Source organism: Streptomyces sp. NPDC007872, from assembly GCF_042868165.1.
GTDB lineage: Bacteria > Actinomycetota > Actinomycetes > Streptomycetales > Streptomycetaceae > Streptomyces.
Genome location: NZ_JBIAEA010000002.1, coordinates 1 through 26,764, shown reverse-complemented (window position 1 = coordinate 26,764; position 26,764 = coordinate 1). Strand labels below are relative to the sequence as shown.

Here is a 26,764-nt window from a genome sequence, read left to right as displayed (position 1 = left end):
CTCGCGCGCGTGCTCCTAGCCGTGCGAGCGCAGCAGCGTGCGCATCGTCCGCATCGCCACCGACAGGTTCGCCAGGTCGAAGGTGTCCGAGCCCTGGATCTCCTCCAGGGTCGTCCGCGCGCGGCCCAGGATCGCCGCGTTCTTCTCCTCCCAGGCCTTGAACCGCTCCTCCGGGCCCGCGTCGTCGCCGCCCGACGTCAGGACGTCCTGCGTGAGCGCCGCGTGCGCGGCGAACAGGTCCTCGCGGATCGAGGCGCGGGCCATCGACTGCCAGCGGTCGTCGCGCGGCAGCTCGATGATCCGGTCCATGAGGTCGGTGATCCGCAGCCGGTCGGCCAGGTCGTAGTAGACCTCGGCCACCGCGAGCGGATCCTTGCCCGTCCGGTCGGCGATCGCGACGATGTCGAGCGCCGGGAAGGCGGAGGAGAAGCCGGCGACCCGCCGCGCGAGCTCCTCCGGCACCCCGAAGCCGGTCAGCTCGTCCAGGATCGACCGGTACCACTCCAGGTCCGCGCCGCGCAGCAGCTCGGGCAGCCGCGACCAGACCTCCTCGACGCGCTCGGCGAAGAACTCGATGGTCTCGGTGAGCTGGAGCGGCTGCGGCCGGTTGTTGAGCAGCCAGCGCGTGCCGCGCTCGACGAGCCGGCGCGCGTGCAGCCGCATCCGGGTCTGGATCTCGGCCGGCACCCGGTTGTCGAGGTCCTCGACGGCGTCCCAGACCTGGCCGAGGCGGAAGACGACGCGGGCGGCGGTCTGCGCCCGGACGATCTCCTCGATCGACGCGCCGGTCTCCTCGCGGAGGCGGTGCAGGAAGGTCGAACCGCCGGCGTTGACGGTGTCGTTGACCAGGACGGTGGTGATGATCTCGCGGCGCAGCGGGTGGCCGTCGACGGCCTCGGTGAACCGCTCGCGCAGCAGCGTCGGGAAGTACGCGTGGAGCAGCCCGGTCAGGTACGGGTCGTCCGGCAGCCCGGTGCCGATCAGCTCGTCGGCCACCGTGATCTTGGTGTACGCGAGGAGGACGGCGAGCTCCGGCTGGCTCAGGCCCTTGCCGTTGTTGAGGAGTTCGCGGATCTGCCGGTCGTTGGGCAGGAACTCCAGGGAGCGGTCGAGGGCCCCGTCGCGGCCCAGGCGGCGCATGAACCGCTGGTGGGCGTGGAGCAGGGACGGCGACTGGGCGACGGCGTTGGCCAGGGCCGTGTTCTGCGCGTAGTTGTTGCGCAGCACGAGCGTGCCGACCTCGTCGGTCATCTCCGCGAGGATCTTGTTGCGCTGCTTGACGGTCATGTCGCCCTCGGCGACGAGCCCGTTGAGCAGGATCTTGATGTTGACCTCGTGGTCGGAGGTGTCGACGCCGGCGCTGTTGTCGATGGCGTCGGTGTTGACCTTGCCGCCCTCGCCCTCGGGGCCGCCGGAGCGGGCGAACTCGATGCGGCCCAACTGGGTCGCGCCGAGGTTGCCGCCCTCGCCGATCACCTGGGCGCGCACGTCCTGGCCGTCGACGCGGATGGCGTCGTTGGCCTTGTCGCCGACATCGGCGTTCGACTCGGCCGACGACTTGACGTACGTACCGATGCCGCCGTTCCACAGCAGGTCGACGGGCGCCTGGAGGATCGCCTTCATCAGCTCGGCCGGGGTCACCTTGGTGATCCCGGCCTCGATGCCGAGGGCGGCCCTGACCTGCGCGTTGACCGGGATCGACTTGGCGCTGCGGGGGTGCACGCCGCCACCGGCGGAGAGCAGCGAGGTGTCGTAGTCGGCCCAGGACGAGCGGGGCAGCTCGAAGAGGCGGCGGCGCTCGGCGTACGAGGCGGCCGCGTCCGGGTTCGGGTCCAGGAAGATGTGCCGGTGGTCGAAGGCGGCGACCAGGCGGATGTGCTCGGAGAGCAGCATGCCGTTGCCGAAGACGTCGCCGGACATGTCGCCGACGCCGACGACGGTGAAGTCCTCGGTCTGGGTGTCGTGGCCCAGCTCGCGGAAGTGGCGCTTGACGGACTCCCAGGCGCCGCGGGCGGTGATGCCCATGCCCTTGTGGTCGTAGCCGGCCGAGCCGCCGGAGGCGAACGCGTCGCCGAGCCAGAAGCCGTACGCCTCCGCGACCCCGTTGGCGATGTCGGAGAAGGTCGCGGTGCCCTTGTCGGCGGCGACGACCAGGTAGGTGTCGTCCTCGTCGTGGCGGACCACGTCGACCGGCGGCACGACCTCGCCCGCGACCAGGTTGTCGGTGATGTCGAGCAGGGCCGAGATGAACGTCTTGTACGAGGCGATGCCCTCGGCCATCCAGGCGTCCCGGTCCACGGTCGGGTCGGGGAGCTGCTTGGCGACGAAGCCGCCCTTGGCGCCGACCGGCACGATGACGGTGTTCTTCACCATCTGCGCCTTGACCAGGCCGAGGATCTCGGTGCGGAAGTCCTCGCGCCGGTCGGACCAGCGCAGACCGCCGCGGGCGACCTTGCCGAAGCGCAGGTGGACGCCCTCGACGCGCGGCGAGTACACCCAGATCTCGAAGGCGGGGCGCGGGGCCGGCAGGTCGGGGATGGCCTGCGGGTCGAACTTCATCGACACGTAGGAGTGCGGCCGGAAGTTCGAGTCCTGCTGGAAGAAGTTCGTCCGCAGCGTGGCCTTGATGACGGTCAGGAAGGAGCGCAGGATGCGGTCCTCGTCCAGGCTCGCGACCTGGTCCAGGGCGGCGTCCAGCTCTTCGAGGAGCGCGTCGATCAGCTCGGTGCCGGCGCGCTGGCGCTCCGGCGCCATCCGGGCCTCGAAGAGGTTGACCAGGAGCCGGGTGGTGTGGACGTTGTTGCGGAGGGTGTCCTCCATGTAGTCCTGGCTGAAGGTCGCGCCGGCCTGCCGCAGGTACTTGGCGTAGGCGCGCAGCACCATCGCCTCGCGCCAGTTGAGCCCGGCGGAGAGGACGAGGGAGTTGAAGCCGTCGTTCTCGGCCTCGCCGGTCCAGGTGGCGGCGAAGGCCTCCTGGAAGCGCTCGCGGGCGTCGTCGCCCAGGGAGACGCCGCTGCCGTTGGTGGCCGGGAGCCGCAGGCCGAAGTCGTAGATCCAGGCGTGGGTGCGGTCGGCGCAGCGCAGCTCGTAGGGGCGCTCGTCGGTGACCTCGACGCCGAGCCGGTTGAGGACCGGCAGGACGGCGGAGAGGGAGATCTGGTCGCCCGTCTTGTAGATCTTGAAGCGGCGCTCGCCGGGGGCCGCGAGGACCGGCTCGTAGAGGGAGAGCGAGAAGTCCTTCTCGCTGTCGGCGAGGGCCTCCAGGTGGACCAGGTCGGAGACGGCCGCGCGCGGCGAGTGGTCGGCCTTGTAGCCCTCGGGGAAGGCGTTGCCGTAGCGGCGCAGCAGCTCGGCGGCGCGCTCCTCGCCCAGCTCGGCGTTGAGCGCCTCGCCGAAGCCGTCGGCCCAGGAGCGGGCGGCCTCGACGAGCCGGCCCTCGATGCGCTCGACGTCGGCGTCGGTGAGCTTGGCCAGCTCGGTGCCGGGCTCGACGCGGACGACGAAGTGCAGCCGGGAGAGGATCGACTCGGTGTTCCAGGCGGTGAAGTCGACGCTGGTGCCGCCGAGCTCCTCCTTCAGGATGTCGATGATCCGCAGCCGGACGCGGGTGGTGTAGCGGTCGCGCGGCAGGTAGACGAGGGCCGAGTAGTAGCGGCCGTACTCGTCCTGGCGCAGGTAGAGCCGCAGCCGGCGCCGCTCCTGGAGGTAGAGGACGCTGGTGACGACGTCCCGGAGCTGGTCGGCCGGGGTCTGGAACAGCTCGTCGCGCGGGTAGGTCTCCAGGATCTGGAGCAGGTCGCGGCCGTCGTGGCTGTTCGGCGAGAAGCCGGCGCCCTCCAGGACCTCCTGGACCTTGCGCTTGACGACCGGGACGCGGCGGACGGACTCGGTGTAGGCGGCCGAGGAGAACAGGCCGAGGAAGCGGCGCTCGCCGACGACGTTGCCTGCGGCGTCGAACTTCTTCACGCCGATGTAGTCGAGGTACGAGGGGCGGTGCACGGTCGCCCGGCTGTTGGCCTTCGTCAGGATCAGCAGCTTGTGCTCGTGGGCCTTGGCCCGGGCGTCGGCGGGCAGCCGGCTGAAGGAGGGCGACACGGGGTGGGCGTGGTGGCCCTCGTCGTCGCCGGAGTGGCGCGGGTCGGAGCGCAGGATGCCGAGGCCGGTGCCGGGCACGGCGGACAGGGCGTCGCCGTCGACCAGCTCGTACTCGCGGTAGCCGAGGAAGGTGAAGTGGTCGTCGGCCAGCCAGCGCAGCAGCTCGCGGGCCTCCTCCACCTCGGTCGGGCGCAGGTCGGAGGCGGTGGGCTCGTCGGCGAGGCCGTCCGCGATGCGCAGCGCGGCGTCGCGCATCTTCTCCCAGTCCTCGACCGTCTCGCGGACGTCGGACAGGACGCGCAGCAGGTCGGCGGTGATCTGCTTGAGGTCGGCGCGGTCGGTCTCGCGGTCGATCTCGACGTGGATCCAGGACTCGGTGAGCGCGTCGTGCGGCAGCTCGCCGTGGATCTGGGCCGACAAGACCTCGATGAGCTTTCCGGTGACGTCGCGGCGGACGAGGACCTGCGGGTGGATCACGACGTGGATGCCGCGGCCCTGGCGGGACAGCTCGTTGGTGACCGAGTCGACGAGGAAGGGCATGTCGTCGGTGACGACCTCGACGACGGAGTGGCTGCTGGTCCAGCCGTTCTCCTCGACCGTCGGGGTGTGGACGCGCACGTTCGCCGTGCCCTGCGGACGGTTCTCCGCCAGGCGGTGGTGGGAGAGGGCGGCGCCGAAGACGTCGACCGGGTCCCGGCCGGACAGGTCCTCGGGCGCGGTGTGCAGGTAGTAGCGCTGGAGGTATTCGAGCACGGTGTCGCCGTCCGGGCGCTCGCCCGGACCGTCCGGCCCCGTCGGAAGTCGCCCCCCGACCGGGCTGTGCTCAGCTACCCGGGCGGCCCTTTCGAGCAGCTCGGCCTTGGCTTCGTCCAGCTTGGTCTGCATGTCCTCTGACTCCTGGCCGCGCGCCGTTGCGCGACATCGGTGGAAGGAAGGGCACAACGCCTCCACGACGTGTGTCCGCAGAAGGCGGCGTCATGCCCGGATGAGAGATGCCCGGGTCGTCGGCCGCTGACCGCGGCCCGCCCGGGCGGAGGGGATCGGCGAACGCACGGTCGGCCCGACCGCGGGAGCGGGTCGGGCGGCAGCCGGGGGCTTCACTGCCCCCTCGGCGTATCGCACTGATCACGACGAAAGCCTATCGCTCCCGACCCCCGCCCCGTCATGAGCCGTATGTGTACAAAAGAGGGGGTGGAAGTTTGACGTTATGGACAGCGACACATGTCCTCAGGGCACGGCATCCGACTTCTGCGAGCGGGGAGAGCCATGACGAGGATCCTGATCGTGACCGGGGACGCGGCGGAGTCGCTGGAGGTGCTGTACCCCTACCAGCGTCTCCTCGAAGAGGGGTACGAGGTGGACATCGCGGCCCCGGCCCGCAAGACGCTGCGGTTCGTGGTCCACGACTTCGAGCCCGGCTTCGACACGTACACCGAGAAGCCCGGCTACACCTGGCCCGCCGACCTGGCCTTCTCGGAGGTCGACCCGGGGGCGTACCTGGCGGTGGTGATCCCGGGCGGCCGGGCGCCGGAGTACCTGCGCAACGACCCGGAGCTGCGCAAGATCCTCAAGGCCTTCTTCGACGCGGACAAGCCGGTGGCGCAGATCTGCCACGGCCCGCTCCTGACGGCGGCGACCGGCAGCCTGGAGGGCCGCCGGGTCACGGCCTATCCGGCCCTGGAGCCGGACATGCAGGCGGCGGGGGCGTCCTTCCAGGACACGGAGGCCGTGGTCGACGGGCTGCTCGTCTCCTCGCGCGCGTGGCCGGACCACCCGGTCTGGATGCGGGAGTTCCTGAAGGTGCTCCGGTCGAAGGGCTGACGCCGGGGAGTCCAGGGGGCGGAGGGGCTACACCAGCTCCTCCGCCACGGCGACCGCCTCCGCGAGCGAGTCGACCACCGGCACCCCCACCCGCTCCAGGGAGGCGCGGCTGTGCGAGCCGCCGGTGTAGAGCACGGCCTTCGCCCCGACGTGCGCCGCCGCAAGCGCGTCGTCCGCCGCGTCGCCGATGACGACCACCCGCTCGGCCCGGATCCCCTCCAGGGCGGCCAGGTGCCGCACCATGTGCCCGGACTTGCCGTCCGTGGAGGTGTCGGGCCGTCCGTCCATGCGCAGGAACCGCTCCGCGATCCCGTGCCGCCGCACGAGGGGGACGAGGTCGACATGCGGCGCGAGGGAGAGCAGCGACTGCGTGAAGCCGGAGGCCTGCCGCGCCGCGAGCAGCTCGGCGGCGCCGACGGTCAGGCCGCAGTTCTCGGCGCGCGCCCGGTAGTGCCGGTGGAAGACGCCGTCCATGAGGGTCCACTCGGCGTCGGTCGGCAGCCGCCCCATGAGCCGCTCGTAGAACTGGGGCACCGGCACCATGTACAGCTCGCGGTACCGCTCCAGCGTGAGCGGTTCGAGTCCCAGCTCCGCGAAGGCGGCGTTCGTCGCCCCGATGACCGCGTCGATGTCGTCGAGCAGCGTGCCGTTCCAGTCCCAGACCAGGTGCTTTCCGTGCTTCCCCATGGGAGGACGGTACCCGCCGCCTCCGACGGCGAAGAGCGCGGAGCCGTTCCGAGACCCTTCCGGAACCCCGGGACCCTCCCGGTTCCTCAGCCCAGCAACCCGGGGATCTCCTGCACCCCGAACCACAGCAGTTCGTGGTCCTCGGCGCCGTCCACGACGAACCGCGCGTCGTCGTCGCCCTGATCGGCCCCCCCCAGCGCGTCCGCCGCCGCCCTGACGTCCGCCTCGGCGTCGTCCGCGTCGGCGTGCACGGCGGCGGCCTTGGCCAGCGGCACGGCTCCGGCGATCCGGACCTCGCCGACCGCGTCGGCGTCGAGCCCCCGGTCGGGGTCGGCGACCGCCTCCTTGTCGGCCACGTCGACGGCGACGACGATCCGGCGCCGGGGCGCCTCGGGGTCACCGGCGAGCAGCCGCAGGGAGGCGGCGGCGGCCCGGCCGAGGGCCGCGTACTCCAGCTCCTCGATGTCGTCGGAGACGTACCACTCGCGCAGCGCGGGGGTGACGGCGTAGGCGGTCAGCGGGCCGGGGCCCAGCTCGCCCGCCTTGTGCGCCTGTGCGAGACCGGGGAGGGTCAGGGGGACGTAGACGCGCATCGGCTGGCCGCTTTCGTAGAGGGAGAGATCCTCAGGATACGTGCGGAGTCCCCCTTCGGGGCGGCGGGCCGAACCCGCCGTCCGTCCACCGCCGGGGCCCGTACGCCGAAGCGCCGGAGACCCGATTTCCGACCGCGTCACCCGGATAGGTGATCCCGTTCCGGACCGCCCCGGAGCGGCCGGCGCCTTGCGATGCCCGAGCCTCCCGCCGTACAAGGTCCCCAACGGAAGTTACTGACTGGTACTGCCCGGTTACGGAACGACAGGGGACCACCATGACCACCACGCTCACGACGACGACCGACACGACTCCGACCACCGCCCCCACCCCGCCTCCGGCCACGCCCCCGACCGCCGCACCCACCGCACCCCGGCCCGACGCCACGGCTCCGGCGGCCGTCCCCACCGCACCTCCGGCCGCCGAACTCGCCACGGCCACCACGGCCCTCGCCCCGGCCGCCGTCCCCGCCACGGCCACCACAGCAGCCCTCGCCCAGGCCACCGCGGCCGCCTCCGCGGCGACGCCCCCGGCCGCCCTCCCCGTCCCGTCCCTCGGCGGTGCCACCCGTCGTCCCCGCACCCCGCGCCCCCGCACCGCTCCGGGCGGTCCCGCCGGGACCCGGCCGCGCGGCTCCGCCGGCACGCGCCCGCGTACGCCCGAGCGCGGCGCGCCCCGCGCGCTCCCGCCGCACACCGTCTTCGCCGAGCGCCTGCTCGCCGTCCTGAGCGGGGAGCGGCCGGTGCACTGGATGCTCGGCCACACCCTCGGCGAGGCGTACGAGCAGCTCGTCCGGCTCGCCCCGGAGACGCCCCTGCGCTCCCTCGGCCCGCGCCCGGTCCTGCGCCGCTGCTCGGTCCAGACGCATCCCGCCCAGGACGCCGTCGAGGCCTTCGCGACCATCGCGACCGGCGCCCGCGTGCGGGCGATGGCGTTCCGCCTGGAGCGCGGCGCCGACCGGCGCTGGCGCTGCGCGGCCGTGGAGCTCGACGGCCTGGGCACGACGTGACGGCGGGACGGACACGGCGAAGAGGCCCGCCCACCCCGCGTGACGCCGGAACGGACACGGCGAAGGGGCCGCCCACCCCACCGGGTGAACGGCCCCTCGTACGCCCAAGCTCGCCGAAGCTCAGCGCGTCACTTCTTGCGGCGGCGCCCGCCGCCCGCGTTCTTCTGCGCCTTGCGCCGCTCCGCGCGGGTCAGCCCGTCGCCGGAGTCCGCGTCGCCGGACGAGAAGTCGCCCTCGACGACACCGCCGTCGCCGTCCACGGTCGGCGCGGAGAAGTGCAGCCGGTCAGGCCGCTGCGGGGCGTCGAGCCCCTTGGCGCGGATCTCCGGACGCCCGGCACCGGCCGGCACCGCGTCGCCCTTGTCCAGCGAGGGGGCGGTCGCCTGCACCGGGACCTCCTCGACCTGCTGCTCGACCTGGACCTCCAGGTTGAACAGGTAGCCGACGGACTCCTCCTTGATGCCCTCCATCATGGCGGTGAACATGTCGAAGCCCTCGCGCTGGTACTCGACCAGCGGGTCCTTCTGCGCCATGGCGCGCAGGCCGATGCCCTCCTGGAGGTAGTCCATCTCGTAGAGGTGCTCGCGCCACTTGCGGTCCAGGACGGACAGGACCACGCGCCGCTCCAGCTCGCGCATGATCTCCGAGCCGAGCTGCTTCTCGCGCGCCTCGTACTGCTCGTGGATGTCGTCCTTGATGGACTCGGCGATGAACTCGGCGGTGATGCCCGCCCGGTCCCCGGCCGCGTCCTCCAGCTCCTCCACGGTGACCTTCACCGGGTAGAGCTGCTTGAACGCGTTCCACAGGCGGTCGAGGTCCCACTCCTCCGCGAAGCCCTCGGCGGTCTCCTGGCGGATGTAGTCGTCGATCGTGTCGTCCATGAAGTGCTGGATCTGCTCGTGCAGGTCCTCGCCCTCCAGGACGCGGCGGCGCTCGCCGTAGATGACCTCGCGCTGCCGGTTGAGCACCTCGTCGTACTTGAGGACGTTCTTGCGGGTCTCGAAGTTCTGCGTCTCGACCTGCGACTGCGCGGAGGCGATGGCGCGGGTGACCATCTTGTTCTCGATCGGCACGTCGTCCGGGACGTTGGCCATGGCCATCACGCGCTCGACCATCTGCGCCTTGAACAGGCGCATCAGGTCGTCGCCGAGGGAGAGGTAGAAGCGCGACTCGCCGGGGTCGCCCTGACGGCCGGAACGGCCGCGGAGCTGGTTGTCGATGCGGCGGGACTCGTGGCGCTCGGTGCCCAGGACGTACAGGCCGCCGAGGTCCTTGACCTCCTCGAACTCCGCCTTCACGGCCTTCTCGGCGCGCTCCAGGGCGGCGGGCAGGGCCGCGGCCCACTCCTCGACGTGCTCGACCGGGTCCAGGCCCGCCTGGCGCAGCTCGGCCTCGGCGAGGTCGTCCGGGTTGCCGCCGAGCTTGATGTCCGTACCGCGGCCGGCCATGTTCGTGGCGACGGTGACGGCGCCGCGGCGGCCGGCCTGGGCGACGATGCTGGCCTCGCGCTCGTGGTGCTTGGCATTGAGCACCTCGTGCTGGATACCGCGCTTGGAGAGCTGCTGCGAGAGGTACTCGGACTTCTCGACGGAGGTCGTGCCGACCAGGATCGGCTGGCCCTTCTCGTGCTTCTCCGCGATGTCGTCGACGACGGCGGCGAACTTCGCGACCTCGGTCCGGTAGATCAGGTCCGACTGGTCCTTGCGGATCATCGGCTTGTTCGTCGGGATCGGGACGACGCCGAGCTTGTAGATCTGGTGGAACTCGGCGGCCTCGGTCATGGCCGTACCGGTCATGCCGGACAGCTTGTCGTACAGGCGGAAGAAGTTCTGGAGGGTGATCGTGGCGAGCGTCTGGTTCTCGTCCTTGATCTGCACCCCCTCCTTCGCCTCGATCGCCTGGTGCATGCCCTCGTTGTAGCGGCGGCCGGCGAGGATGCGGCCGGTGTGCTCGTCGACGATCATGACCTCGCCGTCGATGACGACGTAGTCCTTGTCCTTCTTGAACAGTTCCTTCGCCTTGATGGCGTTGTTCAGGTAACCGACGAGCGGGGTGTTCACCGACTCGTAGAGGTTGTCGATGCCCAGCCAGTCCTCGACCTTGGCGACGCCCGCCTCGTGGATGGCGACCGTGCGCTTCTTCTCGTCGACCTCGTAGTCGCCGGTCTCCTCGATGCCCTTGAGCGGGTTGCCGGGCTCGCCCTTGGTCAGGCGGGTGACCAGCTTGGCGAAGTCGCCGTACCACTTGGTCGCCTGGTCGGCCGGGCCGGAGATGATCAGCGGCGTACGGGCCTCGTCGACGAGGATGGAGTCGACCTCGTCGACACAGGCGAAGTTGTGGCCGCGCTGGACGAGCTCGTCCTTGGACCACGCCATGTTGTCGCGGAGGTAGTCGAAGCCGAACTCGTTGTTCGTGCCGTACGTGATGTCGCAGTTGTACTGCTCGCGGCGCTGGGCCGGCGTCATGTTGGCGAGGATGCAGCCGACGTCCAGGCCGAGGAAGCGGTGGACCCGGCCCATGAGCTCGGAGTCGCGCTCGGCCAGGTAGTCGTTGACCGTGATCAGGTGCACGCCCTTGCCGGAGAGCGCGTTGAGGTACGCCGGGAGGGTGCCGACGAGGGTCTTGCCCTCACCGGTCTTCATCTCGGCGACGTAGCCCAGGTGGAGGGCGGCGCCGCCCATGAGCTGGACGTCGTAGTGACGCTGGCCGAGGACGCGCTTGGCGGCCTCGCGCACCGTCGCGAAGGCTTCGGGCATCAGGTCGTCGAGGCTCTCGCCGTCGGCGTACCGCTGCTTGTACTCGTCGGTGAGCGCCCGCAACTCGGCGTCGGAGAGGTTGACGAAGTCCTCTTCGATGGAGTTGACCTGGTCCGCGATGCGGTGCAGTTTGCGCAGGATCTTGCCTTCGCCTGCACGCATGAGCTTGTTGAAGACGGACACTGAGGCTGGTCTCCTTGCCGGTCGGGCCTGGCACTGGGTCTTGTCATGGACACGAGCGCGGGCACGGCAGGTGGTCCCCACCGCAACGGCCATCGTAAGCGAGACCGCCCTCGCACAGGGAGGCCCGCAGTGCCGGAGCCGTACGCCCGCCCGGAATGAGAACGCACGAGGCGGGCGGAAGGTGCCGCCCCGCCCGAAAAGTGTTCGCTTCCACCCGGACCGGTCACCACAATCCCCGGCATGGACCCGATCACCCTCACCACCGACCGGCTGCGGCTGCGCAACCCCGTCCCCGGCGACGCCGACGCCGTGTACGCGATCTGCCAGGACCCCGCCATCCGGCGCTGGACCACCGTCCCCGACCCCTACACCCGGCAGGACGCCGACTTCTTCCTGAACCGCCTGGTGCCCGACGGCTGGCGCGAGGACACCGAGTACGTCTTCGCCGCCGAACCGCTGGCCGGGGGCCCGCTGCTCGCTGCGGCCTCCCTGAGGGACTGCGGCTCGGGCACCTGGGAGGTCGGCTACTGGCTGGCCCCGGACCACCGCGGCCACGGCCACATGACGGAGATCGTCCGCGCCCTGGCCCACTGGGCCTTCACCGGCCTCGGCTGCACCCGCCTGGTGTGGCGCGCCGAGGTGGGCAACACCGGCTCGCGCGCGGTGGCCGAGCGCGTCGGCTTCCTCGTCGAGGGCGTCCAGCGCGCCGGCCTGCCCAACAAGGGCACGCTCCGGGACGCCTGGGTCGGCGCCCTGCTCCCCTCCGACTTCGGCCTGCCGAGCCCCCTGCCGTACCTGCCCGCGCGCGACCTCCCGGCGGCCTGACGGGGTCCCGCTCCGGGCGTCGGCGCCGGGCCGCCGGTGCCGGGTGCCGGTGCCGGGCTGTCAGTGCGAAGGCCTAGGGTGCGGTCCATGACGACTGTGCCGCGCCCCGCCGCCGAACTGTCCGCCGACGAAGCCCGCAGGATCGCGCTGCGCGCCCAGGGGTTCCTGGGCGCGCCCGACCGCCGCGCCGGTGTGCGCGGGGTGCTGCGGAGCCTCGGCCAGGTCCAGCTCGACACCATTTCGGTCCTGGCCCGCTCGCACGAGCTGATCCCGTACGCGCGCCTGGGCGCCGTGGGCCGTACGACGGTGGAGGACGCGTACTGGACCGGGACGCACGCCTTCGAGTACTGGTCGCACGCCGCCTGCGTGCTGCCCGTCGAGGAGTGGCCGCTCTTCGCCTTCCGCCGACGCGCCTACCGCGGCCGCCCGCACTGGGGCCACGAGCTGTCGCCCGGGGCGTACGACAAGGTGATCGCCCAGTTGCGGGACGAGGGGCCGCGCACGGCGACCGAGCTGGGCGGCGCGAAGAACAAGGGCGAGTGGTGGGACTGGTCCGACTCCAAGGTCGCCGTGGAGCGGGCGCTGATGTACGGCGAGGTGGTGGTCGTCGAGCGGCGCGGCTGGAAGCGGGTGTACGACCTGGCCGAGCGGGCGATCCCCGAGGCGCTGCGCCACGACGACCTGGACGACGCCGAGTGCGTGCGGCGCCTGGTCCGGCAGGCGGGCGAGGCCCTCGGCGTGGGCACGCGCGCGGACATCGCCGACTACCACCGGCTCAAGGGCGAGCAGTTCGACGCGGCGGTCGAGGCGTCGGGGCTCGTGCCGGTGACGGTGGCGGGCTGGGGGAAGCCCGCCTGGGCGGACCCGGCGGCCCTGGCGACCGAGCCGCGCGGCCGGCACCGCACGACGCTGCTCTCGCCGTTCGACTCGCTGATCTGGGAACGGGCCCGCACGGAGCGGATCTTCGGCTTCACGCACCGCCTGGAGGCGTACGTGCCGAAGCAGAAGCGGGTGCACGGCTACTTCGCGATGCCGGTGCTCGCCGGCGGCCGGCTGGTCGGCCGGGTGGACCCGGCCCGCGAGGGCCGGACGCTGGTGGCCCGCCAGGTGACCCTGGACGGCCCGAAGGCGGTCCCGGCGGTGGCCCGTGCCCTGCGCGAGGCGGCCGAGTGGGTCGGCTGCGACACGGTGACGGTCCTCCCGGACCGCGTGAACCTCCCGGCCCTGGCCCCGGAACTGGTACGGGAACTGGGCTGAGGCCCGGGGGTCTCGGGAGGGGCCGGGGGTACGGGGGGGTCGGGGCGCGGGAGGGGCCGGAGCCTCAGCGGATCTCCAGGATCTTCTCCCGCATCGCGTACACCACCGCCTCCATCCGGGAGTGCAGTTGGAGCTTCTCCAGGATGTTCCGGACGTGGTTCTTCACCGTGTTCTCGGAGATGAACAGCTCCTTGGCGATGTCCCGGTTGTTCATCCCGGTCGCGACGAGCTTGAGGACCTCCAGCTCGCGGTCGGTCAGCCGGGGCGCGGGCACGAGCCTGCGCTCGTCGGTCCGCTGGATCATCGACTTGAACTCGGTGAGGAGCTTGGACGCCATGGAGGGGCTGATCTGCGACTGCCCGTCCGCGACCGCGCGGATCGCCGTGGCGACCTCGTCGGTGGAGATCTCCTTGAGGAGGTACCCGGTGGCCCCCGCCTTGATCGCCTCGTAGAGGTCGGCCTCCTCGTCGCTGATCGTCAGCATGATGATCTTCGCGCTGGGGGCCACCTCCTTGATGGTGGTGCACGCCTCGATGCCGCCGCGCCGGGGCATCCGCACGTCCATCAGGACGATGTCCGGCAGCAGATCGGCCGCCTTTTCGACGGCCTCGGCCCCGTCGCCGGCCTCTCCGACGACCTGGATGTCCTCTTCGTGGAAGAGAACGATCTCCAGACCGCGCCGGAAAAGGGCGTGGTCGTCCACGACGAGGACCCGGATCGGCTCCTTGCGGAACGTGCCGCTGTCCGAATCCGATCCCTCCGGGACCGACTCACCGTGCTCGCGCCCGCTGAGCACCGGCCCGAAGCTGTCCGCCATCGTTCCTCCCCCTGAAGGCCGTGGCCTGAATTCGTTTTCGGTCCTCCAACCGGTGCCCAGGAAGCACCGGTTGGCGTGCACGCCATGATTTCATGCCCGGGCGGCTGCGGGTCGATCCATGGACGCACGGGGGTGCCCCTGGGGGCGCGCCGTGCGCTCCAGGGGCACCGTGAGGTGTGGGTGGTGCGGGGCGGCGGTCAGCCGCCGAGCGCACCGCCGGCGCCGCCGTCGGCGAGCGGGTCGCTCTCGGCGAGCGGGTCGCTCTCCAGGTGGATGACGCCGTAGTCGTACGCGTGTCGCCGGTAGACGACGCTCGGCTGCTTGGTGTCGGAGTCGACGAAGAGATAGAAGTCGTGCCCGACCAGCTCCATCTCGTAGAGCGCCTGGTCGAGCGTCATCGGCGCGGCCTTGTGGGTCTTCTCGCGGACCACGAGCGGACCGTCGCCCTGGACCTCGATCGAGCCCACCATCCTGGTCGGCACCTCGTCGGTCTCACCCGGGACGAGGTTGCCCTCCCCGTCGAACTCGGCGACGCCGGGCACGACGTCCCCGACCTCGGCCGCCGACAGCCGGCCGTTGCCACGGCGGGTGTACCGCTTGTCGTGCTGCTTGCGCAGTCGCGCCTCGAGCTTGTCACTGGCGAGGTCGAGCGCCGCGTACGGATCGGCCGCCGCAGCCTCCGCCCGGATCACCGGGCCGCGGGAGTGGAGGGTGATCTCCACACGGTCGGACCGGTCGGCCTGCCGCGGGTTGGGCTCCTTGGACACCTCGACGTCGAGGCTGATCACCTTGCCGTCGAGCTTCTGGATCTTCTCCAGCTTCAGCTTCTCGGCCACGTGCTTGCGGAACCGCTCGGGCACCTCGGTCTTGCGGCCCTTGACGACGATGTCCACGCAGAACTCCGTTCCCGGATCGCCCGGACCGGTTCCTCGACCGCCGGGCATCTCCCTTTGCACCAGACTCCGGCGGTTTACCGGAGCTCGGACTCGGCGACTTTCACCTCCTCCTCCCCGGTGGGCAAGATCCCCACCCCACCGACAGGAGGTTAATTCGCCCTGAACTCCTGTCCAGAGGCGCAACCATGTATTCGGCGAGGCGATGGCTTTCGCCATTCCTCACAACCGAACATAGCCCCTTCGGACGGGTGTCGGCACCCGCTGCCGCGACATACCTCCGTTCGAGCGTTTTCACCTCTCACCACCTGCAACGTTCCAAGATCTCGAAGAGTTCCGGTTTATTTCGAACGAAGCGGGAGAGGATGCGACCACGGCCGCCGCCCGCCGTTCGAATCCGCGCTGCGCAAAACCGGCCGGTAAACCGTGCGGTATTTCAGAAATGAACGAAAGGTGTACGGCTCCGAGGGCACGGGCCGCCTCCGCCAGCGAGGCACCGGTGGTCATCAGGTCGTCCACGAGCACCACCGTCCCCGCCGGTCCCGCTGTGCGTCCTGTCGTGCGTCCCGCCGCCGGTCCCGTCGCGAGCAGGCGCGCGCCGCCCGGCACGACTTCGAGGGCCCCGGACAGGTTCGCGAGGCGCCCGCGCGCCCCGAGCCCGGCCTGGTCCGCCACGTACCGCCGCTGCCTCAGGACCGGCGCCACCCGCGCGTCCCGCCCGGACCGCCGCAACCGGGCGGCCGCCGCCAGGGCGATCCGCCGCGTCGGATCGTGGCCGCGCGCCCGTACGGAACGCCGCGAGGACGGCACCGGTACGAGGAGCAGCGGCCCTCCCCCGGACCCCGCCACGGCCCCGGCGGCGGCCTCCACGGCCCCGGCCAGGGCGCCGCCCAGGGGCCCGGCGAGCGCGAGCGCCCCGCGCTCCTTGTGGGCGAGGAGCACTTCCCGTACGGCGTCGGCGTAGGGCGCGGCGGCGTGCACCACGGGCAGCCCGGCGGGCTCGGATGCCGGCCGCACCCGGCGCGGCCCCGTCCCGGTCAGCGCCCGCGCGCACTCCGGGCACAGCTCGGTCCGCGGTCTGCCGCAGCCTCCGCAGGCGACCGGCAGCACCAGCCCGGCGATCTCGCGCCACCACCCCCGCATGGCTCCACTGTGCGCCTTTCCGCGCTCCTCGGCCACCCCTGTGGAAAACCCCCGGCGGCCGCCGTCCCCGGCGCTCTTCAGGAGGGGCCGCGAGACCCCGGAAGTACGTCAGGTGCCCGCACGGACCGGCGCGGGCGACCGGCGGGAGGCCCGTCTAGCCGGGGTAGACCGGCGAGTCCCCGTCCTTCACCACCGGCTGCCAGTTCGTCCCCGGCGGCAGCCGGACGATGCCGTCCTCGGAGTCGGCCACCATGGGCGTCTCCACCGACTCCGTGTGCGGCGCGGACACCGAACTCACCCCGTTCAGACCGGGGAGCACCGAGGTCGTGGAGGTCGAGCCGTCCGTCTGGAGGTAGCGGATCTGCTGCACGCCCCCCGCCTCCTTGCCGACCACGACGAGCCGGCTCGGCCCGGCCCAGGAGACGGCCGTGACGGATTCCAGCCGGGGGGCGGCGGGCTGGAGGTCCACCACCGAGACGGTGGCCTCCTCGTCCGTCGTGTGCCGCTCGATCCGGCCGATCTGGAGGGTGGTGCGCTCGCCCCGCCTGATCACCAGGGCGATCCGGACGCCGTCGGCGGAGACCCGCAGCGACTCGATCCGGTCGTCCCCCAGCCACGGCGTGCGGACCTCGACGCGCTTGCCGGTACCGCCCGGCACCATCCACAGCTTGCGCTGGGCGGGGTTCCGGTCGGCGACCCACAGATCGCCCCGGCCGCCCCAACTGGGCGCGGAGAGACGGTCCTCGGGTCGGACGCCACCGCTCTCCACGACGGGCGGCTGGGAGGCCTGCTCCGTGGTGATCGAGGAGACGAACAGGCGCCGGCCGGCCTCGTCGACCCCGGCCGCCCGGGTCTCGCCCCGGTCGACGGCGATCGAGCCGAGCCGCACCGTGCCCTTGCCGAGCGGCCCGGGCACGACGACCGGCGAGGCCGTCTCCTTGCCCGCGACCATCAGCTTCCTCAGCCTGCCCTCGTCGTCGACGAAGTACGGCTTCTCGTCGAGGTCGGTCTCCGGGACCGCCGCGAACTCGGCCGCCTGCCCCTTGCCGAGCCGGCACAGCGAACCCGCCTCGCCCAGGAGCTCCACCTGCTCGACCCGTACGGACGGCAGGTCGCGCAGCGTGAACAGGAGCTGTGCCGCCATCCGCCGGCACGCCACCCCGTCGACCTGCCTCCCCTCGAACTGGAGCGGCACCTTCAGCGTGGACTGGTCGTCCGTCGCCAGCGAGGTGACCCCGGCCTTCAGCGTCGTGCGGGAGGGGAAGCTGGAGTCGACGGCCTGCTTCAGCCAGTTCGTCGGACCGTCGAGCAGCGCCTTGACGGTCTGGGTCACCGGGTCCATCCGCGTGACCGGGTCCTGCCGCTGCCGGATGTAGACGGGATCGGCGACGACCCAGTCCTCCCCTGAGGCGAAGTAGTACTTGTTGACCGAGCGGTAGTTGCGGAGGAAGTCGGCCTCGCCGAGGACCAGGCCGGGCGGGAGGCTGTCGATGCGCCACTCCTTGCCCTTGCCGTTGGCCGTCGGCTGCTGCACGACGTGGATCGACCACAGGTAGTCGGCGGGGCTGATCGGCTCGTACGCGTGGCGGGCGTCCACGGTCGCGATCTTGCGGCCGGCGAGCGGGTAGACCCGGCCCTCCTTGTCGGGATCGGCGTTGCGGTCGGCCTGCTTGCGGTTGGGCGCGGTGGCGAGCACGGTGATGCTCTGCTCCGGCTTCCAGGTGCCCGCGGCCTTCTTCGTCAGGTACTTGCGGGCGGTGGCGAACCCGGGGTCGTCACTGGTCATGGCCTCCAGGAAGCCGTCGACGATCTCGTTCGGGTCCGCGTTCTCGCGGGGGGCGACGGCATAGACCCGCACCTGCGAGTCCCCCGTGTTGGAGCCCTTCACCGGCTGTACGTCCCCGCTGTCGGGCATCGTCGCGCAGCCGCCCGCCAGAAGGGCGCCGCACGCGGCCAGCACCGTCGTCCGTGCGGCCCGTCCCCGTCCCCGCCCCGCGTGCTCCGCTCGGGAGTCAGCGCCCACGTGTCCCGTCCTCCCGCTCCGCGTTCCCGTTCCCCCGGTCGTTCCCGTCGCCGTTCCGGCCGGCCGTCGCCGTGTTCGTCCCGCGGCCGTCGGTGTCCGTCGCCGCCCGCGCCACCACCCGGGCCCCGCTGCCGGGCAGCGCCGTCGGGTCGACGGTCGCCCGGGGCGCCCCGGGCAGCCGCGGCGGCACCGGGAGCGCCGCCCGGTCCCCGCCGGACTGGGCCGGCACCGCCGCCCGGCGGGCGTCCTCCCGCGCCCGGCCCGCGGCCGCCTGCTCACGGTTGCGGCGCGAGTCCTCGGGCTCCAGGGGTATCGGGGAGCCCCGCAGCGGCTCGTCCGCCGTGCGCGGCAGGGTGAGCCGGAACTGCGAACCGCCGCCGGGCTCGCCCCAGGCCTGGAGCCAGCCGCCGTGCAGCCGGGCGTCCTCGACGGCGATCGACAGGCCCAGGCCGGTGCCGCCGGTGGTGCGGGCACGGGCCGGGTCGGCGCGCCAGAACCGGTTGAACACCCGCGTCGCCTCGCCCGGCTTCAGTCCGACGCCGTAGTCGCGGACGGCGACGGCGACGGCCCCGCCCGCGGCGGCCAGCTTCACCACCACGTCCCGGCCCTCGCCGTGCTCGACGGCGTTGACGACGAGGTTGCGCAGGACCCGCTCCACGCGGCGGGCGTCCGCCTCGGCCACCACGGGCTGCTGGTCGCCGACGACCACGATCCGGGTGTTCTTGCGCTCGGCGAGGGGCTCGGCGCCGCCTATGACCCGGCGCACGACCTGGCGCAGGTCTATCGGCTCGGCCTCCAGGGCGGCCGCGCCCGCGTCGAAGCGGCTGATCTCCAGGAGGTCGGAGAGCAGCGACTCGAAACGGTCGAGCTGGTCGCCGAGGAGCTCGGCGGAACGTGCGGTGACGGGATCGAAGTCGACGCGGGCCTCGTGGATGACGTCGGCCGCCATCCGGACCGTGGTCAGCGGGGTGCGCAGCTCGTGCGAGACGTCCGAGACGAACCGCCGCTGCATCCGCGACAGCTCCTCCAACTGCTGGATCTTGAGCTGGAGGTTCTGGGCCATCTTGTTGAAGGCCTCGCCGAGCCGCGCGATGTCGTCCTCGCCGGTGACCTTCATCCGCTCCTGGAGACGCCCGGCCGAGAGCCGCTCGGCGATCCCCGCGGCCATCCGCACGGGCGTGACGACCTGGCGCACCATGAGCCAGGCGATCGCCCCGAGCAGCACCACGACGAAGAGCCCGGCGGTCGCCAGGGTGCCCTTGACCAGGGTGAGGGAGTCCTCCTCCTGGGTCAGCGGGAAGAGGTAGTACAGCTCGTACTGGGTGCCCTCGGCGTCGTTCAGCCGCTTGCCGATCACCAGGCCGGGCTCGGACGCCTTGCTGCTGGTGTAGTGGATCCGCGTGAACTTCTGCAAGGTGTCGGTGCTCTGCGCCACCAAGTGCCGCAGGTCGCCGGGGATGCTCGCGACCGGGTCGACCTCGCCCGAGGCCCGGACGCCCCGGCTCGCGGTGTCACCGGTGTCGAGGGAGAGCGCGACCACGTTGAAGGCGCTCTGCCCGCCGCTGGCGAGCTGCTCGACCAGCGTGGAGCGCCAGTTCACGGAGGCGCCGTCCCGCCCGCCGTCCGGCTGCCCGGGCGTCGCGGGGGTGGTCGCCGCCCGGTCCTGGGCGGCGGAGAACCCGCCGGCGGCCTGGCTCTGGGCGGCCTTCTCCTTGGCGTCGAGCAGGCCGTTGCGGACCTGTCCGATGACGACGATGCCGAGCAGCAGCACGACCCCGAGGGACATCAGCAGGGTGCCCGCGACGATCCTGAGCTGGATGTTCCGCCGCCACAGACGCACGGCGGGCAGCAGGGGCCGCCGGATCCAGCGCGCGAGGAGCCGGAAGACCGGCCCTCCCCGCGAACCGTCCTGGAGGAGCCGTCCGCCGCGCGGCGGACGGCCGGAACGCGAGCCCCCCCGCCCCGGTCCGGCAGCCCGCCCCGTACGGCTTCCCGGGTCCCCGGGCTTCGGAGCAGCACTGCCCGTACTCATGTCAGCTCGGTCCCGCCTTGTAACCGACGCCGCGGACGGTCACCACGATCTCCGGGCGCTCGGGGTCCTTCTCGACCTTCGAGCGCAGCCGCTGGACATGCACGTTCACCAGCCGGGTGTCGGCCGCGTGCCGGTAGCCCCACACCTGCTCCAGGAGGACCTCACGGGTGAAGACCTGCCACGGCTTGCGGGCGAGCGCGACGAGGAGGTCGAACTCGAGCGGGGTCAGGGCGATGGACTGCCCGTCCCGCTTCACGGAGTGCCCGGCCACGTCGATGACCAGGTCACCGATGGTGAGCTGCTCCGGAGCCGGCTCCTCGGACCTCCGCAGCCGCGCCCGGATGCGGGCGACGAGCTCCTTCGGCTTGAACGGCTTCACGATGTAGTCGTCGGCGCCGGACTCCAGGCCCACGACCACGTCGACCGTGTCGCTCTTGGCCGTGAGCATGACGATCGGCACTCCCGACTCCGCCCGGATGAGCCGGCACACCTCGATGCCGTCCCTGCCGGGCAGCATCAGGTCGAGCAGCACCAGGTCGGGCTTCGCCTCCCTGAAAGCGGCAAGCGCCTTGTCACCGTCCGCGACGAACGACGGCTCGAACCCTTCACCCCGCAGCACGATGCCGAGCATCTCGGCCAGTGCGGTGTCGTCGTCGACGACAAGAACGCGTCCCTTCATATCGACATCATCCCATTAGCCAATCGTTACCTGCCGTGACCTGTCCCACAGCGTCTCCCCCTGTCAGGGTCGTGATCTTGCGGAGAACGACCCGCTCGGCCCGCTGCCGCACGGTTCGTACGGCCGGATCGGGCATCCGCACAGTGTGCCGTCTGCCGTCCGCACAATGAAGGTCCGGACGAAGCTACGAACGACGAGGCCGCTCCCGCCCACGGGCGGGCCCCGCGTGGCACGATGGCACCCGGCCCGCCGCCGTGTTCAGGTGTCGGCCGCCGTGACCGAGCCGGTTCGCCGATCCGGCGCCGCGACCATTCCCACGAGGTGGACGACCGTGAACGACACTCCGGGCTGGACCTCGCCCGGATCAGCCCCTTCCGGCGGCCAGGACGGCTCCGGCGTCCCCCGCCCCGCCGGCCCGGCCGACGTGAACGGCTCCACCTCCCAGTGGTCCAAGGACCAGCCGCCCGCCGGCCGGTGGTCCCCGCCCACCGACCGGACGCCGCCACCCGGCCCCGGCCGGAACTGGGGAGCCCCGCCCCCCGGCGCGCAGTGGGGCAGGCCGCCGGCCGCGAAGCCCGGTGTGATCCCCCTGCGCCCGCTGGGCATGGGCGAGATCCTCGACAGCGCGGTGAAGACCCTCCGCGCCTACTGGCGCACGGTGCTGACCATCACGGCCGCGGTCGCGGTGCTCGCCCAGACCGCCCACACCCTGGTCCAGCGCTACCTCGTCCCCAAGACCCCGGCGCTCGACCCGGACGCCACGCCCGCCAAGGAGCTGAGGCAGTCCCTCGAATCGGCCCGGGCCTCGCTGATCGGCGTGGGCCCCGACCTGCTCGTGACCCTGGTGGCGTCGACGGTCAGCGCCGCCCTGCTCGCCGTCGTGGTCAGCCGCGCGGTCCTGGGCCGCCCGATCACGCTGGGGACCGCCTGGCGGGAGGCCCGCCCGCGCCTGCTCCCGCTGCTCGGCCTGACCCTGCTGCTCGCGGCGCTGGGCGCCGGCATCATGCTCGTCGGCCTGCTCCCCGGCCTCCTGGTCGGCGGCGCCCCGGGCATCGTCCTGGCCGTCCTCGGCGGTTTCGGCGCGCTGATCCTGAACGTCTGGCTGATGGTCCGCTTCAGCCTCGCCTCCCCCGCCCTGATGCTGGAGCGCGGAAGCGTGGTCCAGTCCCTGACGCGCTCGGCGAAGCTGGTCCGGGGCTCGTGGTGGCGGATCTTCGGCATCACCCTGCTCACACAACTGCTGATCTTCGTGTTCGTGATGATCATCGCGATCCCGTTCACCATCATCGGCTTCGTCGTCGACGGCGAGGCCCTCTCCGGACTGCTCTCCGGCTCCGCCGACTCCGTCGGCTGGCCGTTCCTGATCGTCACGGGAATCGGCGGCGTGATCACCAGCGCGGTCACCTACCCGATCTCCGCGGGTGTGACGGTCCTCCTCTACGTGGACCAGCGCATCCGCCGGGAAGCCCTGGACCTCGAACTGATCCGGGCCGCGAACCGCCCCGATCCCGTCCCCGGCGCCGAGACCGTCGGAGGCTGACGGCGTGAGGGGCACGGGGGGCGCGGCCACGGCACTGACGCGCCCGCGCGCCGACGGCGACGTACCGGTGGACATCTCCCGTGTCCCCGCCCGCGAGGCGGCGGAGCGGGAGCTGTCCGACCCGAGGTACCACGAGAACGACCCGAGCCTCCTCCAGCGCGGCCTGGACCGCTTCTGGGAGTGGCTCGACGACCTCTTCGGCTCCGCGTCCCAGGCCGCCCCGGGCGGGGTGCTCGGCCTCGTCGTCATCGTCCTGGCCGTGGTCGCGCTCGTCGCCGCCCTCTGGTGGCGCCTGGGCACCCCCCGCCGGACCTCCTCCACCACGGGTGACTCCCTCTTCGCGGACGGCCCCCGCTCCGCCCGCGACCACCGGGAGGCCGCCGCCCGCCACGCCTCCGCCGGCCGCTGGAACGAGGCCGTCCAGGAACGGATGCGGGCCGTCGTCCGCTCCCTCGAAGAGCGCGCCCTGCTCGACCCCCGCCCCGGCCGCACCGCGGACGAGGCGGCCGCCGAGGCGGGCCGCTCCCTGCCCGCCCACGCGGACGGCCTGCGCCTCGCGGCCCGCGCCTTCGACGACGTCACGTACGGCGGCCGCACCGCCGACGAGGCCGCGTACCGCCGCGTCGAGGAGCTGGACACCGCCCTGGAGCGGACCCGCCCCACCCTCGACACCGCTTCCACGGGGACGTCCGCATGAGCGGCGAGACCACCGGTCCCCCGGCACCCGCCACCACACCGGCCGCGCCCGCTCCGAACGGCACCACGTCGACCGCTCCTTCCGCCCGCCAGGTCTGGACCCGTGTCCGCGGCACGGCCCTCGTCGTCGCCGTGGTCCTGATCGGCGGCCTCGTCCTCGCCACGGTCCGCTCCGCCGGCTCCCACGGCGCCCTCGACCCCCGCTCCACCGACCCCCACGGCAGCCGGGCCGTCGCCGAACTCCTCGAGGAGCGGGGCGTCACGCTCACCCTCGCCACCACCCTCGACGAGGCCACGGCGGCCACGCACCCCGACACCACCCTCCTGGTCGCCGCCCCGGACCTGCTGACGGACGCCCAGCTCTCGACGCTCCGCTCCACCCTGCGGAACTCCGCCGGCCGCACGGTCCTCCTCGGCGCCGGCTCCCCCTCGCTCGGCACGCTCGCCCCGGGGGTCACCAGCGCCCCCGGGGCCGCCGTCACGAACCTCTCCCCCGTCTGCACCCTGCCCGCCGCCACCCGCGCCGGCAGCGTCGACCTGGGCGGCGAGCGCTACGAGGTCGCCCCCGGCACCACCGCCGACTCCTGCTATCCCTCCGACGGCCTGCCGACCCTGGTCCGCCTCCCCGGCACCGGCACCACCGACACCGTCCTCCTCGGCTCGCCCGACCTCCTCCACAACGCCCGTCTCGACCAGCAGGGCAACGCCTCCCTCGCCCTGCAACTCCTCGGCTCCCGGCCCCATCTCGTCTGGTACCTCCCCTCCCTGTACGACCCCTCCGCCGACGCGTCCGACGACGACACCACCGGCAACTTCCTCTCGCTCATCCCCTCCGGCTGGCTGTGGGGCGCGCTCCAGCTCACGCTCGCGGCCGTGCTCGCCGCCGTCTGGCGCGGCCGCCGCCTCGGCCCCCTGGTGACCGAGCGGCTCCCCGTCGCGCTCCGCGCCTCCGAGGCCACCGAGGGCCGCGCCCGCCTCTACCGCAAGGCGAACGCCCGCGACCGCGCCGCCTCGGTCCTGCGCACCGCGACCCGCACCCGGCTCGCCCCGCTCCTCGGCGTCCCCACCCGGGACGCCCACTCCCCCGAACTCCTCCTGCCCGCGCTCTCCGCCCGTCTCCCCGGAACCACCGCGGACTCCAAGGACCTCCTCTTCGGCCCGGCTCCCGCCGACGACTCCACCCTCATCCGCCTGGCGGACCAACTCGACGCCCTCGAAAGAGAGGTACGCACCTCATGAGCGCCCCGACCCCCGAGACCGCGACGAACTCGGACGCCGCCCGCGCCTCCCTGGAGGCCCTGCGCACCGAGATCGCGAAGACAGTGGTCGGCCAGGACCCCGCCGTCACCGGTCTCGTCGTCGCCCTGCTCTGCCGGGGACACGTCCTCCTCGAAGGCGTCCCGGGCGTCGCCAAGACCCTGCTGGTCCGCTCGCTCGCCGCCGCGCTCGAACTCGACACCAAGCGAGTCCAGTTCACCCCCGATCTGATGCCGAGCGACGTCACCGGCTCCCTGGTCTACGACGCCCGCACCACCGAGTTCTCCTTCCAGCCGGGCCCGGTCTTCACCCACCTGCTGCTCGCCGACGAGATCAACCGGACGCCCCCGAAGACCCAGTCCTCCCTCCTGGAGGCCATGGAGGAGCGTCAGGTCACGGTCGACGGCACCCCGCGCCCCCTGCCCGAACCGTTCCTGGTCGCGGCGACCCAGAACCCCGTCGAGTACGAGGGCACCTACCCCCTCCCCGAAGCCCAACTGGACCGGTTCCTGCTGAAGCTGACGGTCCCCCTGCCCTCACGCGCGGACGAGATCCAGGTCCTCACCCGTCACGCCGAGGGCTTCGACCCCCGCGACCTGAAGGCCGCCGGAGTCCGCCCCGTCGCGGGCCCCGCCGAGCTCGAAGCCGCCCGGACCGCCGTCGCCGAGGTCTCGGTCTCCGCCGAGATCGCCGGCTATGTCGTCGATATCTGCCGTGCCACGCGTGAATCCCCCTCGCTCACGCTCGGGGTCTCTCCCCGAGGCGCCACCGCCCTGCTCTCCACCGCCCGCGCCTGGGCCTGGCTCACCGGCCGGGACTACGTCACCCCGGACGATGTGAAGGCCCTCGCTCTCCCCACCCTGCGTCATCGCATCCACCTGCGGCCCGAGGCCGAGATGGAGGGAGTCACCACCGACTCCGTCATCCACTCGATCCTCGCCCACGTCCCCGTCCCCCGCTGAGAACGGCGCCCCATGGCCCTCACCGGACGAACCGCGCTGCTCGCGGCCCTCGGATCGCTCCCCGTCGGCATCCTCGCCCCAAGCTGGACGGGGATGCTCGCGGTGAACGCGCCCCTCTCACTCGCAATACTGTGCGACTACGCCCTGGCCGCGCCAGTACGAACGCTCCAATTCACCCGAAGCGGTGACACATCCGTTCGACTCGGTGACGCGGCAGAAGTGCAGCTCACGGTCACCAACCCGTCCCGCCGTCGTCTCCGCGCCCAGCTCAGGGACGCCTGGCCGCCCAGCAGTTGGCTTCCCGGCACCGAACAGGCCTCCTCGCGCCGACGCCTCACCGTTCCCGCCGGCGAGCGCCGCCGCGTCACCACGTCCCTCCGCCCGACCCGCCGGGGCGACCGCCGCGCCGAGCGGATCACGGTCCGCTCGTACGGCCCCCTCGGCCTCGCGGCCCGCCAGGGCGGGCACGAGGTCCCCTGGACCGTCCGCGTCCTGCCCCCGTTCACCAGCCGCAAGCACCTGCCGTCCCGTCTCGCCCGGCTCCGCGAGCTCGACGGCCGCACCAGCGTGCTGACCCGCGGCGAGGGCACCGAGTTCGACAGCCTCCGCGAGTACGTGCCCGGCGACGACACCCGCTCGATCGACTGGCGTGCCACGGCCCGGCAGACCGCGGTCGCCGTCCGCACCTGGCGCCCCGAGCGCGACCGGCACGTCCTGATCGTCCTGGACACCGGCCGCACCTCCGCCGGCCGCGTCGGTGACGTGCCGCGCCTGGACGCCTCCATGGACGCGGCCCTCCTCCTGACCGCGCTCGCCTCCCGCGCCGGCGACCGCGTGGACCTCCTGGCCTACGACCGCCGCCTCCGCGCCCAGGTCCAAGGCCGTTCCGCGGGCGACGTCCTGCCCGCCGTCACCGACGCGCTCGCCCCTCTGGAACCGGAGCTGGTGGAGACCGACGCCCGCGGCCTGGTCACGACCGCACTCTCCCATGCCCCCCGCCGCTCCCTGATCGTCCTGTTGACGGGCCTCGACGCCGCTCCCGTCGAGGAGGGCCTCCTCCCGGTCCTCCCGCAGCTCACCCAGCGCCACACGCTCCTGGTGGCCTCCGTGGCCGACCCGCACATCGCCTGCATGGCCACGAACCGCGGCACGCTCGAGGGCGTGTACGAGGCTGCCGCGGCCACCCAGACGCAGTCCCAGCGCACCCGCACCGCGGACCAGCTCCGACGTCACGGCGCCACGGTCGTCGACGCCACGCCCGAGACGCTGGCCCCGACTCTGGCGGACGCGTACCTCGCCTTGAAGGCGGCCGGCCGTCTCTGAAACGGAAAGGGCGGTGGGGAAAGGGGGTCGTGAACGCAGAAAAGCCCCGCACCATAAAGGTGCGGGGCTTTCCCACAATGATTGTTCGGCGGTGTCCTACTCTCCCACAGGGTCCCCCCTGCAGTACCATCGGCGCTGAAAGGCTTAGCTTCCGGGTTCGGAATGTAACCGGGCG

The 26,764-nt window shown here is 72.5% G+C and carries 19 protein-coding genes and 1 rRNA gene; 9 read left to right on the top strand and 11 right to left on the bottom strand.

Translation table 11 applies throughout. From position 1 onward, the window contains the following. Positions 1 to 15: 15 nt before the first annotated feature. Positions 16 to 4,980 carry an NAD-glutamate dehydrogenase gene (locus ACFYNX_RS05340; RefSeq protein ID WP_388657918.1) on the bottom strand — a complete coding sequence of 1,655 codons (4,965 nt, stop codon included), beginning with the start codon at positions 4,978 to 4,980 and terminating at the stop codon, positions 16 to 18. 381 nt (positions 4,981 to 5,361) lie between these two features. Here ACFYNX_RS05340 and ACFYNX_RS05335 point away from each other — a divergent pair, with 381 nt between their 5' ends. Further along, on the top strand, positions 5,362 to 5,916 hold the full coding sequence (locus ACFYNX_RS05335; protein ID WP_365538899.1) for a DJ-1/PfpI family protein: 555 nt from the start codon (positions 5,362 to 5,364) through the stop codon (positions 5,914 to 5,916). A gap of 27 nt (positions 5,917 to 5,943) precedes the next feature. Here ACFYNX_RS05335 and ACFYNX_RS05330 read toward each other — a convergent pair whose 3' ends face one another. Together ACFYNX_RS05330 and ACFYNX_RS05325 are read right to left on the bottom strand one after the other, a co-directional pair. Beyond that, positions 5,944 to 6,603 (bottom strand): HAD family hydrolase, encoded by a 660-nt coding sequence (locus ACFYNX_RS05330; protein ID WP_388657914.1) that lies wholly within the window; start codon positions 6,601 to 6,603, stop codon positions 5,944 to 5,946. 86 nt (positions 6,604 to 6,689) lie between these two features. After that, positions 6,690 to 7,196, bottom strand: a complete 507-nt coding sequence (locus ACFYNX_RS05325; protein ID WP_388657911.1) for a DUF6912 family protein — start codon at positions 7,194 to 7,196, stop codon at positions 6,690 to 6,692. Between the two features lie 275 nt (positions 7,197 to 7,471). On the opposite strand from ACFYNX_RS05325, the gene ACFYNX_RS05320 reads away from it, so the two are divergent. Next, positions 7,472 to 8,203: an Rv3235 family protein gene (locus ACFYNX_RS05320; RefSeq protein WP_388657908.1), complete on the top strand. Its 732-nt coding sequence runs from the start codon at positions 7,472 to 7,474 to the stop codon at positions 8,201 to 8,203. A gap of 128 nt (positions 8,204 to 8,331) precedes the next feature. Here the strand turns inward: ACFYNX_RS05320 and secA are convergent, their stop codons facing one another. Next, on the bottom strand, positions 8,332 to 11,142 hold the full coding sequence (gene secA / locus ACFYNX_RS05315; RefSeq protein ID WP_388657905.1) for a preprotein translocase subunit SecA: 2,811 nt from the start codon (positions 11,140 to 11,142) through the stop codon (positions 8,332 to 8,334). Positions 11,143 to 11,382: 240 nt separating this feature from the next. Here secA and ACFYNX_RS05310 point away from each other — a divergent pair, with 240 nt between their 5' ends. Both ACFYNX_RS05310 and ACFYNX_RS05305 read left to right on the top strand, forming a co-directional pair. Further along, complete coding sequence (locus tag ACFYNX_RS05310) at positions 11,383 to 11,967, top strand: GNAT family N-acetyltransferase (protein ID WP_388657902.1); 585 nt, start codon at positions 11,383 to 11,385, stop codon at positions 11,965 to 11,967. An 87-nt stretch (positions 11,968 to 12,054) separates the two neighbouring features. After that, complete coding sequence (locus tag ACFYNX_RS05305; RefSeq protein WP_365538914.1) at positions 12,055 to 13,224, top strand: DNA glycosylase AlkZ-like family protein; 1,170 nt, start codon at positions 12,055 to 12,057, stop codon at positions 13,222 to 13,224. A 64-nt stretch (positions 13,225 to 13,288) separates the two neighbouring features. Here the strand turns inward: ACFYNX_RS05305 and ACFYNX_RS05300 are convergent, their stop codons facing one another. The 6 genes from ACFYNX_RS05300 to mtrA form a co-directional block, all read right to left on the bottom strand. Next, positions 13,289 to 14,041, bottom strand: a complete 753-nt coding sequence (locus ACFYNX_RS05300; protein ID WP_125666680.1) for a response regulator transcription factor — start codon at positions 14,039 to 14,041, stop codon at positions 13,289 to 13,291. A gap of 197 nt (positions 14,042 to 14,238) precedes the next feature. Continuing rightward, a complete protein-coding gene (gene hpf / locus ACFYNX_RS05295; protein ID WP_185893500.1) occupies positions 14,239 to 14,934 on the bottom strand; it encodes a ribosome hibernation-promoting factor, HPF/YfiA family in 696 nt (231 codons plus the stop codon). A 294-nt stretch (positions 14,935 to 15,228) separates the two neighbouring features. Continuing rightward, positions 15,229 to 16,077 (bottom strand): ComF family protein, encoded by an 849-nt coding sequence (locus tag ACFYNX_RS05290; protein WP_388657897.1) that lies wholly within the window; start codon positions 16,075 to 16,077, stop codon positions 15,229 to 15,231. 154 nt (positions 16,078 to 16,231) lie between these two features. Next, positions 16,232 to 17,992, bottom strand: a complete 1,761-nt coding sequence (locus ACFYNX_RS05285) for an LpqB family beta-propeller domain-containing protein (RefSeq protein WP_365538921.1) — start codon at positions 17,990 to 17,992, stop codon at positions 16,232 to 16,234. Positions 17,993 to 18,089: 97 nt separating this feature from the next. Continuing rightward, on the bottom strand, positions 18,090 to 20,132 hold the full coding sequence (gene mtrB, locus ACFYNX_RS05280) for an MtrAB system histidine kinase MtrB (RefSeq protein ID WP_365538924.1): 2,043 nt from the start codon (positions 20,130 to 20,132) through the stop codon (positions 18,090 to 18,092). A 1-nt stretch (position 20,133) separates the two neighbouring features. Beyond that, positions 20,134 to 20,811, bottom strand: coding sequence for a two-component system response regulator MtrA (gene mtrA / locus ACFYNX_RS05275; RefSeq protein ID WP_010356958.1), 678 nt, complete (start codon positions 20,809 to 20,811; stop codon positions 20,134 to 20,136). A 331-nt stretch (positions 20,812 to 21,142) separates the two neighbouring features. Between mtrA and ACFYNX_RS05270 the strand changes: the two genes are divergently transcribed. Genes ACFYNX_RS05270 through ACFYNX_RS05250 form a run of 5 tightly spaced genes read left to right on the top strand, consistent with a single transcriptional unit; the run spans position 21,143 to position 26,589 of the window. After that, positions 21,143 to 22,351 carry a hypothetical protein gene (locus ACFYNX_RS05270; protein WP_388657891.1) on the top strand — a complete coding sequence of 403 codons (1,209 nt, stop codon included), beginning with the start codon at positions 21,143 to 21,145 and terminating at the stop codon, positions 22,349 to 22,351. 4 nt (positions 22,352 to 22,355) lie between these two features. Then, positions 22,356 to 23,048: a DUF4129 domain-containing protein gene (locus ACFYNX_RS05265; protein WP_388657888.1), complete on the top strand. Its 693-nt coding sequence runs from the start codon at positions 22,356 to 22,358 to the stop codon at positions 23,046 to 23,048. Beyond that, positions 23,045 to 24,286 carry a DUF4350 domain-containing protein gene (locus ACFYNX_RS05260; protein WP_388657885.1) on the top strand — a complete coding sequence of 414 codons (1,242 nt, stop codon included), beginning with the start codon at positions 23,045 to 23,047 and terminating at the stop codon, positions 24,284 to 24,286. Before ACFYNX_RS05265 ends, ACFYNX_RS05260 begins: the two co-directional genes overlap by 4 nt. After that, positions 24,283 to 25,266 carry an AAA family ATPase gene (locus tag ACFYNX_RS05255; RefSeq protein WP_388657882.1) on the top strand — a complete coding sequence of 328 codons (984 nt, stop codon included), beginning with the start codon at positions 24,283 to 24,285 and terminating at the stop codon, positions 25,264 to 25,266. The genes ACFYNX_RS05260 and ACFYNX_RS05255 overlap by 4 nt, the downstream gene beginning before the upstream one ends. A gap of 12 nt (positions 25,267 to 25,278) precedes the next feature. Then, positions 25,279 to 26,589 (top strand): DUF58 domain-containing protein, encoded by a 1,311-nt coding sequence (locus ACFYNX_RS05250; RefSeq protein ID WP_388657879.1) that lies wholly within the window; start codon positions 25,279 to 25,281, stop codon positions 26,587 to 26,589. Between the two features lie 83 nt (positions 26,590 to 26,672). Here ACFYNX_RS05250 and rrf read toward each other — a convergent pair. Beyond that, positions 26,673 to 26,764 (bottom strand): 5S ribosomal RNA (gene rrf / locus ACFYNX_RS05245); the annotation flags it as partial.

Bases quoted from the DNA above. Each gene is read 5' to 3' on its own strand.
- ACFYNX_RS05330 (WP_388657914.1), bottom strand. From the start codon at position 6,603: ATGGGGAAGCACGGAAAGCACCTGGTCTGGGACTGGAACGGCACGCTG.
- ACFYNX_RS05305 (WP_365538914.1), top strand. From the start codon at position 12,055: ATGACGACTGTGCCGCGCCCCGCCGCCGAACTGTCCGCCGACGAAGCC.
- ACFYNX_RS05290 (WP_388657897.1), bottom strand. From the start codon at position 16,077: ATGCGGGGGTGGTGGCGCGAGATCGCCGGGCTGGTGCTGCCGGTCGCC.
- ACFYNX_RS05260 (WP_388657885.1), top strand. From the start codon at position 23,045: ATGAGCGGCGAGACCACCGGTCCCCCGGCACCCGCCACCACACCGGCC.
- mtrB (WP_365538924.1), bottom strand. From the start codon at position 20,132: ATGAGTACGGGCAGTGCTGCTCCGAAGCCCGGGGACCCGGGAAGCCGT.
- ACFYNX_RS05335 (WP_365538899.1), top strand. From the start codon at position 5,362: ATGACGAGGATCCTGATCGTGACCGGGGACGCGGCGGAGTCGCTGGAG.
- ACFYNX_RS05320 (WP_388657908.1), top strand. From the start codon at position 7,472: ATGACCACCACGCTCACGACGACGACCGACACGACTCCGACCACCGCC.
- ACFYNX_RS05285 (WP_365538921.1), bottom strand. From the start codon at position 17,992: ATGCCCGACAGCGGGGACGTACAGCCGGTGAAGGGCTCCAACACGGGG.
- mtrA (WP_010356958.1), bottom strand. From the start codon at position 20,811: ATGAAGGGACGCGTTCTTGTCGTCGACGACGACACCGCACTGGCCGAG.
- ACFYNX_RS05325 (WP_388657911.1), bottom strand. From the start codon at position 7,196: ATGCGCGTCTACGTCCCCCTGACCCTCCCCGGTCTCGCACAGGCGCAC.
- ACFYNX_RS05250 (WP_388657879.1), top strand. From the start codon at position 25,279: ATGGCCCTCACCGGACGAACCGCGCTGCTCGCGGCCCTCGGATCGCTC.
- ACFYNX_RS05300 (WP_125666680.1), bottom strand. From the start codon at position 14,041: ATGGCGGACAGCTTCGGGCCGGTGCTCAGCGGGCGCGAGCACGGTGAG.
- ACFYNX_RS05340 (WP_388657918.1), bottom strand. From the start codon at position 4,980: ATGCAGACCAAGCTGGACGAAGCCAAGGCCGAGCTGCTCGAAAGGGCC.
- ACFYNX_RS05255 (WP_388657882.1), top strand. From the start codon at position 24,283: ATGAGCGCCCCGACCCCCGAGACCGCGACGAACTCGGACGCCGCCCGC.
- ACFYNX_RS05310 (WP_388657902.1), top strand. From the start codon at position 11,383: ATGGACCCGATCACCCTCACCACCGACCGGCTGCGGCTGCGCAACCCC.